The 14,380-nt window shown below is 42.9% G+C and carries 14 protein-coding genes; 6 read left to right on the top strand and 8 right to left on the bottom strand.

The annotated features are described in order from the left end of the window. Positions 1 to 79: 79 nt before the first annotated feature. Positions 80 to 922 (bottom strand): oxidoreductase, encoded by an 843-nt coding sequence (locus HWQ58_RS34420; RefSeq protein WP_292872769.1) that lies wholly within the window; start codon positions 920 to 922, stop codon positions 80 to 82. 537 nt (positions 923 to 1,459) lie between these two features. Beyond that, the gene (locus tag HWQ58_RS34410) at positions 1,460 to 1,948 is read right to left on the bottom strand and encodes a DUF1499 domain-containing protein (RefSeq protein ID WP_292872765.1); all 489 of its coding nucleotides are present in this window, start codon (positions 1,946 to 1,948) and stop codon (positions 1,460 to 1,462) included. A 323-nt stretch (positions 1,949 to 2,271) separates the two neighbouring features. Between HWQ58_RS34410 and HWQ58_RS34405 the strand changes: the two genes are divergently transcribed. Then, a complete protein-coding gene (locus HWQ58_RS34405) occupies positions 2,272 to 2,535 on the top strand; it encodes a hypothetical protein (protein WP_292872763.1) in 264 nt (87 codons plus the stop codon). Here HWQ58_RS34405 and HWQ58_RS34400 read toward each other — a convergent pair. After that, positions 2,532 to 2,861 (bottom strand): hypothetical protein, encoded by a 330-nt coding sequence (locus HWQ58_RS34400; RefSeq protein ID WP_292872761.1) that lies wholly within the window; start codon positions 2,859 to 2,861, stop codon positions 2,532 to 2,534. The two genes, HWQ58_RS34405 and HWQ58_RS34400, sit on opposite strands and share 4 nt — an antisense overlap. A gap of 559 nt (positions 2,862 to 3,420) precedes the next feature. Between HWQ58_RS34400 and fbp the strand changes: the two genes are divergently transcribed. The 4 genes from fbp (at position 3,421) to opcA (ending at position 9,258) form a co-directional block, all read left to right on the top strand. Beyond that, positions 3,421 to 4,470 (top strand): class 1 fructose-bisphosphatase, encoded by a 1,050-nt coding sequence (gene fbp / locus HWQ58_RS34395; RefSeq protein ID WP_292872759.1) that lies wholly within the window; start codon positions 3,421 to 3,423, stop codon positions 4,468 to 4,470. A 470-nt stretch (positions 4,471 to 4,940) separates the two neighbouring features. Further along, positions 4,941 to 6,086, top strand: coding sequence for a transaldolase (tal, locus tag HWQ58_RS34390; RefSeq protein WP_292872832.1), 1,146 nt, complete (start codon positions 4,941 to 4,943; stop codon positions 6,084 to 6,086). 119 nt (positions 6,087 to 6,205) lie between these two features. Next, positions 6,206 to 7,735 carry a glucose-6-phosphate dehydrogenase gene (gene zwf, locus HWQ58_RS34385; protein WP_292872757.1) on the top strand — a complete coding sequence of 510 codons (1,530 nt, stop codon included), beginning with the start codon at positions 6,206 to 6,208 and terminating at the stop codon, positions 7,733 to 7,735. Between the two features lie 146 nt (positions 7,736 to 7,881). Then, positions 7,882 to 9,258: a glucose-6-phosphate dehydrogenase assembly protein OpcA gene (gene opcA, locus HWQ58_RS34380; protein ID WP_292872755.1), complete on the top strand. Its 1,377-nt coding sequence runs from the start codon at positions 7,882 to 7,884 to the stop codon at positions 9,256 to 9,258. Positions 9,259 to 9,737: 479 nt separating this feature from the next. Here opcA and HWQ58_RS34375 read toward each other — a convergent pair whose 3' ends face one another. Further along, the gene (locus tag HWQ58_RS34375) at positions 9,738 to 10,760 is read right to left on the bottom strand and encodes an aromatic ring-hydroxylating dioxygenase subunit alpha (RefSeq protein ID WP_292872753.1); all 1,023 of its coding nucleotides are present in this window, start codon (positions 10,758 to 10,760) and stop codon (positions 9,738 to 9,740) included. A gap of 88 nt (positions 10,761 to 10,848) precedes the next feature. Here HWQ58_RS34375 and HWQ58_RS34370 point away from each other — a divergent pair, with 88 nt between their 5' ends. After that, positions 10,849 to 11,907, top strand: coding sequence for a DUF4238 domain-containing protein (locus tag HWQ58_RS34370; RefSeq protein WP_292872751.1), 1,059 nt, complete (start codon positions 10,849 to 10,851; stop codon positions 11,905 to 11,907). A gap of 335 nt (positions 11,908 to 12,242) precedes the next feature. Here HWQ58_RS34370 and HWQ58_RS38655 read toward each other — a convergent pair whose 3' ends face one another. From HWQ58_RS38655 to HWQ58_RS34355, 4 genes are read right to left on the bottom strand one after another with little or no spacing between them, the layout of a single operon-like run. Continuing rightward, positions 12,243 to 12,389, bottom strand: a complete 147-nt coding sequence (locus HWQ58_RS38655; RefSeq protein WP_366839146.1) for a deaminase domain-containing protein — start codon at positions 12,387 to 12,389, stop codon at positions 12,243 to 12,245. Beyond that, complete coding sequence (locus HWQ58_RS34365; RefSeq protein ID WP_292872749.1) at positions 12,358 to 12,651, bottom strand: 2Fe-2S iron-sulfur cluster-binding protein; 294 nt, start codon at positions 12,649 to 12,651, stop codon at positions 12,358 to 12,360. The genes HWQ58_RS38655 and HWQ58_RS34365 overlap by 32 nt, the downstream gene beginning before the upstream one ends. A gap of 18 nt (positions 12,652 to 12,669) precedes the next feature. Continuing rightward, entirely contained in the window at positions 12,670 to 13,875 is a 1,206-nt protein-coding gene (locus HWQ58_RS34360; RefSeq protein ID WP_292872747.1) for a P-aminobenzoate N-oxygenase AurF, read from the bottom strand. Positions 13,876 to 13,914: 39 nt separating this feature from the next. Continuing rightward, entirely contained in the window at positions 13,915 to 14,217 is a 303-nt protein-coding gene (locus HWQ58_RS34355) for a hypothetical protein (protein WP_292872745.1), read from the bottom strand. Positions 14,218 to 14,380 lie beyond the last annotated feature (163 nt).

Raw genomic sequence — 14,380 nt, 5'->3', positions numbered from 1 at the left:
AATCGGGTGCAACGCGATGATCAGTCTATGAGCAGCTTCGCACAGCGATTCTCTCAAGCTTTAAGTTGCGGCTACTGTTTCATTCAAATGCAGTGCTAATCGAAAGGGGTTTCCAAGCTTCGAGTTCAGCTTTCATCGCGTCGAGCTTTTGCACAATCCCATTCGCTGAATCTTCGCCAAGCGCCAATCGCATGGGTGGATCGTCGCTTTCAACCACTTGAATCATCGCGGCAGCAGCTTTTGCTGGATCGCCGGGTTGGTTGCCATGCGATGACCGCATGACATCGATCATCTTGCCGCTGGTCTCGGCATAGTCTGTGATCGGATGCTTTGGCGTGACCATTGATGAACCAGCACCATTCGTCCGAAATGCTCCCGGTTCGATCAGCGTCACTTTGATGCCTAAGGGCTTGACTTCCTGTGCCAACGCTTCCGAAGCTCCTTCGAGCGCAAACTTGGTTGCACTATAGATCCCAAGTCCACTCAAAGAAGCCACACCAGCAAAAGAGGAAATATTGAGAATGTGACCACTGCGTTGCTCCCGCATGGTCGGTAGCACGGCACGAATCATGCTCAATGCACCAAAGAAATTCGTTTCAAATTGCCGTCTAATGTCGTCGTCGCTCAATTCTTCAATTGCGCCCATTGCAGGATAACCTGCATTGTTAACTAGGACATCAATGCGATCGTACTGATCCAATGCCGACTCGACCGCAGCTTGAACGTCTTGTAGATTCGTCACATCTAGACGAACCGGATGAATTGTCTTTGGGTATTGTTGAGCGAGATCATCCAGTTGTTCGGGTTTTCGAGCCGTGGCGACGACGCGATCGCCTCCTTTGAGAACAGCCTCAACTAGCGATCGACCAAAGCCACTAGAGCTACCTGTAATCAACCAAACTTTAGCATCAGAATTTGTCATGATTTGTTCCTTGTGAATGTAGAGTCAGGTAAATGAAGGATTGGAAACGGCGATTGTCCGTCTTTTTGAGTTGCGATCACTTTCTGCAGAACAGCAACGGCAGCATGAACGGAGTGAACCTTTGTACAGTCATGTTATGGCTCTTTGATATAGAAATTTAAGAATAGGGTATGTTGCCATTGTTATTTGGATAATTTATTTCTTGGAAGTCCCTAACTTATTAAATAGCAACGTAAAACGTAAGCTGAAATACCAAAGGCTTAGTTGTTGCGCCTACACTTTTGACGTTATTTTTCATCATTGCCGTATGTCACGCAAGGACTGTCAATTATGAGTGCTGGCTCAAATGAATTGCAGAAAATGACGGTAGAACAATTAACCCCAGATTCGTCAGGGTGAATGCACATTATCGCTTCTTCTACTAAGGTATGGAAAGCACAATCATTGCAGATAGTCTGACATTTTTCCACTAAGTATAAATTTTTAAATGGTATTACCATCGCATCTCTATCAGTTAAATGAGAACAAGTAGCGGCATCAGATGTTTAAATCGCGTAGAGCCAGACGAATTTGCTCGCTTCGCCTGCGGTTGACACCGAGATCCGACTCTCCCACGCGAGATGCCGATCGCAGATGAATTACTGACTCATTAGCAGGTAAATAAAATTCTACATCATCAACAAATTTGAAGATGCGGCTTTTAGAAAGAGCGTGGATGTAATTATCTGTTTGTTCTACAATTTCTGTACGGGGAACAACGCTGAGAACTTTTAGTAAGATTTCTCTAGCTGCATTGCGGTCTACATGATAACGAATCGGGTCGATGGCGTGTTTTTCATCTGCGTTTTGACTGACAACACAGTTGTTTGAAGCCAGGCAAGAACTAAGATGACCATTATCAACTCCCAAGCTAGAAGCCGCCCAAGTAGCCCCAGGAAGTATTAAACTACTAATCAAAGTTAAGAGTATTGTAAAAGCGATACTCCGCAAGAATCGCTGCCGGAACACTCTTAGCAGACGGGACATGATAAATTTACTCCTTTTGTTCAGTTATTTCGAGTGAGTACTGAGAGTTAACAATTCGCTCTACAGATTATTATCTATGCAGCTACACTCTGAGTTTGGGCAATCACAATGCACCCGCGCCGACCAGTCCCTTATGCTATTGTTGCTGCCAATAACGGAATCAAGCCAAAAAAGTGACCAATAATTCAGATTTCCATTGACTACGAACCCAAAATCATTAGCAGGGGTTGCGACTGCATTCCCTGGTGATTCCAGCTTTGACTCAGAAGAATTGGTTGGATCGGCTTTATTGTGACCAATCTTAGAAAGTTTGATGGTTGTAGATGAATATAGGAATAATCCAGCCTTACAGTAACGGGTTTTTAGAAGTTGTCCCAGAGAGCGATTATTGGCAGATTGCAGCTATACACATCAATGGCCAAGCCTACTGTCCTACTCCTCAGCTTTATCGTTCAGAAAAAGTGGCATTAGCAAAAGCTACACAAATTTATGATTGGATAGCTGACCACGAACACCAAATTAGCGATCAAGCTTACTACTGCTCTGAATTAAAACTCATTCTATGGCAGCAACCAAAAGTATCTTAGTACAGCATTTCATTAATTTGTAACGAATTAAATTTGGCAATACCTTGCAATGCCAATGCGTGCCCCTGCAATGCCATTGCATCCCAATACAATGTTAATGCGTCCCTCTGCAATGCCAATGCGTGCCCCTGCAATGCCATTGCATCCCAATACAATGTTAATGCGTCCCTCTGCAATGCCAATGCGTGCCCCTGCAATGCCATTGCATCCCAATACAATGTTAATGCGTCCCTCTGCAATGCCAATACGTCCCTCTGCAATGCCATTGCATCCCGATACAATGTTAATGCATTACCTTGCATTAAAAACGCTACGCTTTTACGCAAAATTGTACTTAGTTAGCCACGGAGATTGATTGCCTTAAGCAAATCTGATAGTAGTTTCGTATTAATGTTTCAGAGTAAACCTATAGTCCCTGCCGCAAATGTGGGGATTTTAGTTTGTTGATAGGATGTGTAGGCATACCCGTCCTCTTGAGAAAGTCGTGTTAAGTCAAAGTAACTAGTACAACGCGGCAGAAATAAACCTACGATTTCATTACAGGCAGAAAGCCCAAAATGAAAGCTTTTTAACTTTTGATTTTTGAGAGCCAGTTGCTTCTCCCCAGGAGAGACGCTGCGCGTAGCTTGCTTCCCCGTTCGCGCTAGCGTCTCCGAAGGAGAAGGGGTACAAGTCTCTTAACCGCAAGGGCGCACTGGCTCCTTTTGACTTCCGCCTTGCGGTACTAGGCTCTGGTTGCAGGGGTCACAAAAGATTCATTTCTTTAGTTTATCTAAAGTCGCATCTAAGTTATCAAATTACCTTTCTAAGATAGAAGCAGCAACTATAAGTTGCTATAGATGACTAAAACCCAATTAACAGCTAGTGGCTGCGGAGAACATAAAAATGGCTAAAGCGCCAGAATCTTTAGACTTATCTACCTACGATGTTACAGACAGAGCTTTAGATCGTGACTGTACAACCTTATCCCGTCATGTCCTCCAACAACTTCAGAGTTTTTCGCCAGATGCACAGGATTTAAGTGCGCTAATGAATCGCATCGCCCTGGCTGGGAAACTGGTTGCTCGTCGCATGAGTCGCGCTGGTTTAATGGAAGGCGTTCTGGGATTTACTGGGGAAGTGAATGTCCAAGGCGAATCTGTCAAAAAGATGGATGTTTATGCCAATGATGTATTTATCTCCGTGTTTAAGCAAAGCGGCTTAGTCTGTCGCCTCGCGTCTGAGGAAATGGAAAATCCCTACTACATCCCGGAAAATTGCCCGATTGGCCGCTATACCCTACTGTATGACCCAATTGATGGCTCATCCAACACTGATAATAATCTCAGCTTAGGTTCCATTTTCGCCATTCGCCAGCAAGAAGGAACTGATAGCGATGGTAAGGCAACTGACCTGCTCACCAACGGACGCAAGCAACTCGCTGCCGGATACATCCTGTATGGGCCCTGCACAATGTTGGTTTATACTATAGGTAAGGGCGTTCATTCCTTTGTCCTTGATCCCAGCTTAGGAGAGTTTATTCTCACAGAAGAGAATATCCGCATTCCTAAGCACGGTTCTGTTTACAGCGTGAACGAGGGTAACTTCTGGCAGTGGGAAGAATCGATTCGAGAATACATTCGTTACGTTCATCGCACAGAAGGCTACAGCGCTCGTTATAGCGGCGCAATGGTAAGCGACATCCATAGAATTTTAGTTCAAGGCGGCGTGTTTCTTTACCCAGGTACAATTCAAAACCCAGAAGGAAAATTGCGCTTACTTTATGAAACGGCTCCTCTGGCCTTTTTAATTGAGCAAGCTGGTGGACGTGCTACTACAGGACTGGTAAATATCTTGGATGTGGTGCCAAAAAAATTGCATCAGCGTACGCCTTTAATTATTGGTAGCAAAGAGGATGTCGCAAAGGTGGAGTCTTTTATTCAAAACGGACACTAGTGCCGCAAGGCAAAAGTCAAAAGGAGCCAGTGCGTTGGGCGGGTTCCCCGACTTGAAGCAACTGGCGTTCAAAAGTCACTCATGCTTTAATTTTCGGCTTTCTGGCTGTAATGAAATGGTAAGTTTATTTCTGCTGACCTTTATGAGTGTAAAAAGGCACAATGCAGGAGCAAAATAAAGCTTTTTAAACTTTTTCATCTGGATAGTTATTTTTGCCATGCTGCACTAGAAGACGGTAATAAAAGGATCGAGGATGCGTCTAGCATCTGGCATTAATTAAAAGTTAATCATGGTGATTTAGGATTGGGAATGCAGAATAGCACTTCTTGAAGATGTATTAAAGATTATCTCAGCTGGCCGATGCAATAAGTGATTGGCAACGCCACAATTCAAAGTAAGCATCAAATTTTGATGGATTTTGCCAACTTATTTAGAAACATCACTATACAGGAGTGAAACAAATTAGAGCTATGTCTACCAATCATCTACTAGAAATTAACCAATACGGTCAAAGTATCTGGATGGATAATTTGACCCGTGACATTATTCAATCAGGTGAACTCAAAGACCAGGTGGAAAATCAAGGGATCTCTGGGATTACTTCTAACCCAGCCATCTTTGAAAAAGCGATCGCAGGTAACGCTATTTATGATGGTGATATCGAAGCCGGAGTTCGGGCTGGCCTACCGATATACAAAATTTACGAATCCCTGGTTTTTGCAGATATCCGTAATGCTTGTGATATTTTACGCCCTGTTTATGAAGCCTCGAATAGACTAGATGGTTATGTGAGTATTGAAGTACCACCAACCATTGCCCATGATACTGAAGCAACAATAAGCGAAGCCCGACGCTATTTCCAAGAAGTTGGTCGGGAAAATTTGATGATTAAAATTCCTGGTACAGAACCTGGTTTGCCAGCAGTGGAGCAGGTAATAGCCGAAGGGATAAATGTTAATGTTACGCTGCTGTTTTGTGTAGAAAGCTACATCAACACAGCTTGGGCTTATATTCGGGGCTTAGAAAAACGGGTAGCTGAAGGTAAGGACATCAGTAAAATTGCTTCAGTCGCTAGCTTCTTCCTCAGCCGGATTGATAGCAACATTGACGGCAAGATTGATGCTAAGTTGAAAAAAGGCGTCGATGATATTGCTGTAGAAGCAAAGCTCTTGGCTGTTAAAGGGAAAGTAGCGATCGCTAACGCTAAGATTGCGTACCAAGAATACAAGAAAATTATCGAGAGCGATCGTTGGAAAGCCTTGGTAGAAAAAGGGGCCACAGTACAGCGGCTACTTTGGGCCAGCACTAGCACCAAAGACCCCAACTACAGAGACGTAATGTATATCGAAGAGTTGGTTGGCCGTGATACCGTCAACACCGTACCACCAGCGACGATTAAAGCTTGTGCCGATCATTGTAACGTAGGCGATCGCTTAGAAACGGATGTAGAAAATGCTTACACGCTGATCGAAAACCTCAAAGATCCCGACATCAACATCGATCTCGATACCGTAATGGATGAACTGTTAGCCGATGGTATTGACAAGTTTATCCAGCCCTTCCAGTCCTTGATGAACTCTTTAGAAGAAAAGATCAAGGTATTGTCACCAGTGTAGGGACTGGGTATTGGGGATAAGGGGACAAGGGGGACAAGGAAAATAACTCATGCCCCATCCCCCATCCCCCATACCCAATCTCAAAATCCAAAATCCAAAATCTAAAATCCAAAATTGTTATGGTTAGTCTGCTAGAAAATCCCTTGCGCGTTGGTCTGCAACAACAAGGGATGCCCGAACCCCAGATTATAGTCATTTTTGGCGCTTCTGGCGATCTCACTTGGCGCAAACTAGTGCCAGCACTTTACAAATTGCGGCGAGAACGGCGTATTCCACCAGAAACAACCATTGTCGGTGTAGCACGTAGAGAATGGAGCCACGAGTACTTCCGTGAACAAATGCAAAAGGGCATGGAAGAAGCACATGCTGATGTCGATTTAGGAGAACTCTGGCAAGACTTCTCTCAAGGTCTGTTCTACAGTCCTGGGGATATAGACAACCCCGAAGGCTACCAGAAACTAAAAAACTTATTGAGTGAATTAGACGAAAAACGGGGCACACGAGGGAATCGAATGTTTTACCTCTCGGTTGCCCCCTCATTCTTTCCTGAAGCGATTAAGCAGCTAGGAAGCGCCGGGATGCTAGAAGATCCCTACAAACATCGTCTAGTAATTGAAAAACCCTTTGGTCGCGACTTGGCTTCTGCCCAGAGTCTTAACCAAGTGGTACAGAAATTTTGTAAAGAAAACCAAGTTTACCGCATTGACCACTACTTGGGTAAAGAAACAGTCCAGAATTTGCTGGTGTTTCGCTTTGCCAATGCGATTTTTGAGCCGTTGTGGAATCGTCAATTTGTTGACCACGTGCAAATTACCGTGGCAGAAACCGTAGGCGTGGAAGACCGGGCTGGTTACTATGAAAGCGTCGGCGCATTAAGGGATATGTTGCAAAACCACTTAATGCAACTTTACTGCCTAACGGCTATGGAAGCACCCAACGCTATGGATGCCGACAGCATCCGCACAGAAAAAGTGAAGGCACTCCAAGCTACTCGTTTAGCGGATGTGCAGAATCTATCACGTTCAGCAGTGCGTGGTCAGTACAGTGCTGGCTGGATGAAGGGTCAAGCAGTGCCAGGGTATCGGGCAGAACCAGGCGTTAATACCAACTCGACAACGCCCACCTATGTAGCGATGAAGTTTTTGGTAGACAATTGGCGCTGGCAAGGTGTTCCCTTCTACCTGCGTACTGGTAAGCGGATGCCGAAAAAAGTCAGTGAGATTTCCATCCACTTCCGCGAAGTTCCGTCTCGGATGTTTCAATCTGCCGCCCAACAGACAAACGCCAACATTTTGACGATGCGGATTCAGCCAAATGAAGGAATTTCCGTGCGTTTTGATGTCAAAATGCCGGGGGCAGAATTTCGTACCCGTTCCGTTGACATGGACTTTAGTTATGGTTCCTTTGGCATCCAAGCAACATCCGATGCCTACGATCGCCTATTTCTTGATTGTATGATGGGCGATCAAACATTGTTCACAAGGGCGGACGAAGTAGAAGCAGCTTGGCAAGTAGTAACACCAGCCCTTTCTGTTTGGGATGCACCCGCCGACCCAACTACTATTCCCCAGTACGAAGCCGGTACTTGGGAACCAGCAGAAGCAGAATTCTTAATTAACCAGGATGGCCGTCGCTGGCGCAGACTGTAAATATTAGTCATTTGTCATTAGGAGCCACTGCGTTGCGGGGGTTCCCCCCGTTGAAGCAAGTGGCGTTCATTAGTCACTAGTAAAAACAAATGACAAATGACAAATGACAAAATCCAAAATCCAAAATCCAAAATCCAAAATTTCCTATGGCTCCCCAAGCTTCTACAATTTTTTCACTTCAGGCACCAAAAGATATTTCACTTGACGAATTAGATGCGGAACTGAATCAAATTTGGCAAAGCTACGGCATTACTGGCGAAAACGGTGGCCTTCCTGCTGCTACTCGGGCCACTACATTTACCTTAGTGGTTTACGAACCGGAAGAAACCCAGTATCTTTTGGCCACTTTGGGATTTTACAACGGTCCGCTTGACGGGATTTTAGGGCCTCAGATGAAAGCTGCACTGCGGCAAGTGCAAATAAAATATGCACTGCCAGAGACTGGAATAGCAACACCTGAAACCCTGGCTATCTTGAGAGAAGAATTCATCAAACGTCAAGGAAACGGAGCTGCGGGGGATAATGGTTCTGTTGATCTTCCCAGTTTAAATGCTCCAAGCCCCAGAATTGCCGATGAAATCGCCCTCCGCAACCCCTGCCGCATTATTGCACTGTTTCCCATTACTGGCGAAGATAAAGGGGTCAAGGCTCAAGTTTCTGCCTATTGCCCCATCCAAAAGCAATCGTCAAGAACACTAATTTGCTGCGAGTATATAACTCTCAGTGGAACTGCTGCTGCCTTGGAACGCATAGGGGGCATGATTCCAGCATTGTTGATTGGCGGCTTACCAAAGTTTCTTTGGTGGAAAGCAACACCAGACCCCAATAACAATCTATTCAAGCGGCTGGCAGCAGTATCTAACAATGTTATTGTGGATTCTTGCCGCTTTAACGAGCCAGAAAGTGACTTACTCCGTCTACAAGAATTGGTGGAAAGTGGTGTTCCCCTAGCTGATTTAAACTGGCGTCGCCTTGCATCATGGCAGGAGTTGACAGCTGAAGCGTACGACTCACCTCACCGTCGGGCTGCCCTTAGGGAAGTTGACCGAGTAACTATTGATTACGAAAAAGGCAACCCTGCACAAGCATTATTATTTTTGGGTTGGCTGGCAAGTCGTCTAGCATGGCAGCCAGTTTCCTATCAAAAGGAAACCGGAGATTATGATATCACTCGTATTAACTTTATTGCCCAAGACCAACGGCAAGTAGAAGCTGAATTAGCGGGTGTTCCTCTTGCTGATGTGGGTGAAATTGCTGGTGACTTGATTGCTTTGCGCCTGAGTTCGACCAATCCGAAGGCAGACTGTGGTACAGTAATTTGCTCGGAAACTGGTGGTTGTATGCGCATGGAAACTCACGGCGGCGCTCAATCTGCTGGTCTGTTTCAACAGGTGACTTCACTTTCAGAACAAAAGGCGGAAGCATTGCTGAGTCAGCAAGTACAACGCTGGGGTCGCGAGTCACTTTTTGAAGAAAGTCTGGGAGTGACAGCGAATATTTTCAAATTGGAAACAAGTAGTTAGTTTCGCTTGGAAAGAATAAAATTTACCAAAATTGCGAAAATCAAACACCAACTCTTCAGATTTTTGGATATTTCAATCATCTGGAGGGTTTTTCTCTTGTGTGTACACCGTAGCCCCGCAAGCGGGGAGGGGATTAAGCGGTGGGGTGCAAGACTGTGGGAATCATAACTAAATTATGCGGACATGATATTAAGGGGCAATACCGTTCAGTTAAGCTTTTTATCGTAAATTAAAGGGTTTAAGACCCCTACGTCTATACGTAGTATCAGTTTCAGTCGTTAAATCTCCGTCTGAAAATGTCTAAAATGTTTGAATTTTGAATTTTGAATTTTGAATTGTTAACTCTCCCCCTGCCCCTCCTGCCTGCCTTAACAGATAAATTTCCTTAACTGAACCGTCTGAAGGGGTGGCGTGCAATGACTGTGGGAATCATAACTAATTATCAGGACATGATATTGTTGATTAATTACGAATTATTCTTAAACCCAAAATGTAACTTTTACTGATTGATTTGGCAATAAACGCGGATCTTCTCCACGAGATATAGCTGTCATAATTGACTCTACAAATATATGAATTGTGTCCGCAGGCGTATTATAAAATTGTGTCCCGTATTTAGCGATCGCTTCCCCCTGAATACCCAAAATTTCCACGTCTTGGCGGATAATGTGTTGAGCAGTCCACCGCACAAAAGGACGTGCTAATTTATTCCAGATACCATAGTTGTAGGTGACGTCGGTGTAAACCAGAGTGGAATTATCAGTTTCTGGAATAGATTGACTGGTAATGAACAAATGGCGGTTTCGTGCCATTTTATATTCCACAGAGGTAATATTTGGCATATAAAAGTGATCGCTATGTTTAATCTCTGCACCCTGCAAATTGAGAAAACGGCTGTACCATCCTAAATTACTGTTTTCGTTGCGATACTCCACCAAAACCGAACCATTCCAGCGTTCAACAGTCATCTCTAACTTTTGTTGACGGGAAGTACGGAAAACACCAGGATGAACAAAAGCCGTATGGGGAATATCAATAAAGTTCTCCGCACAATTAGTAACATTGTTAGCAAAACGGTTAATTACCCGCACCGTCTCCCATCCTGTTTGTCCGTAGTGAGGCATAGAAAAGGGTTCAAGATCAACACTTGGGGTATCAGCTAACCGCACATAAACATAGCCATCTTGTTCTTTGGTAGCGTAACACTTGGCTCGACGCTGTGAGGAAGGTTTGAAGTCATTTCCTTCAGCTGGAACAGCAATAACATTCCCAACCCCGTCATATACCCAACCATGATAGGGACATTGTAAAGCACCGTCACAAACTTTACCTACTGATAGACGGCTATTGCGGTGTAAACAGCGATCGCGCAAAGCTACGGGTTGTCCATCTTCACCACGAAATATCGCTAACCATTCTCCTAAAACGGTTCGTGGTAATACCTTATTAGGTTGTAACTGTTCGCTGAGTGCGACAATATACCAGAAATCTGCAAATTGCATGGTGGGGAGTTTCGAGGGAAGCATATAGCGGAAAAAGTTTTCATTAATTATAGTGATGTAGCTGCAATTGTACTCAAATCTATTTTTTATGAATAAAATGCCGAAAGTTATCAATCAGCACTACGTCCCTCAGTCATATCTGAAAAACTTTAGCCCTGATAGGTCTCAAATTTTTGTCTTCGACAAGCCTAATCAACGCAGTTTTCCAACCCATGTAAAAAACATTGCAAGTGAACGAGCCTTCTACGATTTTTCTCAAAGTGCAACGCAACCAAAAAATATACAGATTATTGAGGAAATATTTTCAGGCTTGGAAACGAAACAAAGTAGATTATTCCAACATCTTCAAAAAAAGATAGATGGAATTTATCGCTTAAGACTCACTCCTAATCAGTCAACAATAATTTACTCAATAAACGTTTTAACGGAAGATCAAAGGCAAGACTTAGCTTGCGTAGTTGCTATTCAATTTCTCAGAACAAAAGAGTTTCGCAAATTTATAGTCGAGATGCGTCAAGTAACAGAGCCTCTGACAAACCATATTTTAGAAGACACAATTCTTGAGCAAATTAAACAGTTTGAGGAATTAGCTTCCGTTGATCTTGATAAAGAATTAGTTTCTAGAATAGAATCTCTTCTTTTTGATGAATGTACATCTATTGTATCTTCAATGTACGATGACGGCTTGGCTGTCATACATGCCAAGTTTATCCTTGATTATTATAAACAAGCTGCACAAATCTTCAACAGCCACATTTGGATAATCGGAGTAAATGACACAGGACAACCTTTATTTACCTCAGATCATCCAGTTGTTCGACATCCTTATCTATCTTCTAGTGGTATTGCTTCTCAGGGGATTGAAATTGCTTTTCCTATCAATAATAAAGCTGTTTTGATTATGCGGGAAAAACAACACTTTCATAAATTCACTAATCAAGACAACAAACTTTTACCACTTACTCTAGAAGATGTTGAACATTACAATAGATTACAAATATACAACAGTAATCGATTTGTCTTTTGTTCTGAGGACTATTTTGATTTAGTGAAAACGGTTTGTCAACAACAACCTGAAATTTGTTCAGAAGATAGAAGTAGAATTAAGATTACAAACATTGATCCACAAGCTGATGAGCAAGTCTGATAACAATCATATCGTAGGAATTAGGTTAGTTTAATTCTACTAAAGCCAAAATTTCATAAAACTGACAAGTGCGATATTGGGTAGGAGAAAAGCTGATTGTTAATTTGATACTGTAAATATCTAACTGAATAGAGACATTGAAGACTTGAAATAAAGGTCTATTTCCACTGCTAGAAAGTCACTAAACGTATCATGACTTTTAACAAAATGAAACATACGCTTTTGTCGTTCAAATTGAATTATTTCCAAATCTGAACATGGTGAAAGCTGATTCTCGTTAAAAATAAGCTGAAGTGGTTCGGGTAAATTGCGAATTGACATTTATACCGATTCCTTTACGCAATGTTTCCGTGATATATATTTAACTGAATATTCAGGAAAGTTTGCCTAAACTGCTTAATGACATACTCACACGAATTACATGGCTCTCTTTCGGTGAATAACTCAATCTTACCCTTTACTTCTCTTACGAATTTCAACATTCTCTGTAACATCAACCTGACAAGCTAACCGCGCATGAGGATGATTAGCTGCTAATGTCTCCAGCATTTCCTGTTCATCAGGTTGAGGAGGAGGAATATCACCAATAACCTCAACTAAACAAGTGCCACAAATACCAGTCCGACAACCAAACAAAACAGGTGAATTCTGAATCGTGAGATGTTCAGACAAATTTTGATGACATTCCAGAGTGATAGTAACAAAATCACTTCCCGGAAACGATATTTTACAGTAGTCAGCCATAATCCACAACAATTTTACCTAAACAACACTCTCCCATTCTTCTTTGCGCCTCTGCGTCTCTGCGTGAGCTAAAAACAAATCATCTCGCTGTTCAAAACCTTGAAAACCCCTTTGTTGAGTCGCCAAATATCGAGAAATTGAATTAGTAGCCATCAGTGACATATCCCGATTACGTTGCCAAAGATAATCGAGTTTCTCAACATACACTTGATAAGATTTCATCGCCTCTTGATGAGTTAAAAAACTGCACTGCAATCCTTCCGACTCCTCCGTAAAACAACGCCGCATCATTTCTTTAGCATCTCTATCACTCATCTCAAAAATAGGCGATCGCAACACCCGATAAATCTTGCCATACAGCGCCGGATCGTACCAGAAAATACCGTTTATGGCAGCAGAAAAATGAAAATGATCGTGCTGACATCCCAGCAATCCTAAATTAGCAACCAGTCGCTCAAAAGCAGTCGGTGGCTTAAGGCAAGTGACAACATCGTGAGATATAATTGTCGAACTGTTGAAGTGAAAACTTTCATCCAAAAAGTGATAATAAGAGACTTTAGCAGGAATGGGAGCAACTTCAGGATGGGGATGTTTTTGATAATAATTGCTGAGTTTGTGCTGTACTAACTTGCCATTTAGTGTTCGCACTCCCCGGACTGTGAAATACTGACAAGCTAAAAAAGTATTATTCGCAGAAATCAGCCCAAAGTATTGAAGTTGAATTTTTTTCCACCAACTTTTTAAGGCATTGGTGTCAGCATAAACCATTGTTTCCGTAAACGGGCCGCGCATGGGGTAAGTAAAGATAAGTTCCCCAAACAACGCTTGCTCAACCTGTTTGGCAATTGTGCGAAAGGCGTTAATGTGCGATCGCTCTTGAGAAAATTCCAAATCTAATGTATCGCAGATTAAGCGAAAATCCTCTTGAGCGTAAAGTCCGGCTGCACTGGTTTGATTGAAAAAGATAGTTGCAATTTCAGCAGAAACAATTTGTGAGTAGTAAGCTACCCAGTAAAGTTGGTTCAAAATTATACGCTGATGTTGGCTGGACTGTTCCCATAAAGGTGTACCATATAGTAGGGAAAATTCCTCTGGGTTCCAATACTCGCTTTGACAATCTTCATAGCGAAAATTGCTAACTGCTTCATCCATTAAAGCAGTATGGTCTTGCTGTTTGTTGCGGGTGTGGTTAATTTGTAATTTGCGATGAATAGTTTTTTCCATATTCGTTTTTATTTCACGCAGAGATAAGATTGATATTTCTTACACACATTGATGGGCGGGGAGTGGTTTAAAGGCTCCGCGTTCTTCTAAGGTTTGCAGGATAGACTGGGCTGATTTTATCCCCATGAGCGATCGCAATATTTGTAATCGCATTCCGCTATGAGTCTCTGTATCTAGTTCTTCTAAAATTTGGATTTTTTGCGATCGCGTCAGATGTCCTTTCACTTGTTCCACTGCTGCTAATACGCTTTGCGGCCCCACTTGTACCATAAACAAAAACTGTGCCAATACATCGAGAATTGTTGTTTGACTGAATGCTGAAACTGGAATTTCATTAAACAAGGTGGTTCCTGTGGCGTGATGACGGGATTCAGATTGTAAAAAACTGGAAAAAAGTTCTGCTAAAACCGGATAGCGGCATTCCTTCGCTAAACGCCGATAATGGCTTAAACCCCCTGACTATCTAATTAGTATTTAAGAGCTTGAGACTCAAGCACAGCGAGAA

Origin of the sequence: Nostoc sp. LPT (genome assembly GCF_017115165.1) — a bacterium.
Classification (GTDB): Bacteria; Cyanobacteriota; Cyanobacteriia; order Cyanobacteriales; family Nostocaceae; genus Nostoc.
This window is presented reverse-complemented; position numbering and strand designations above follow the sequence as displayed.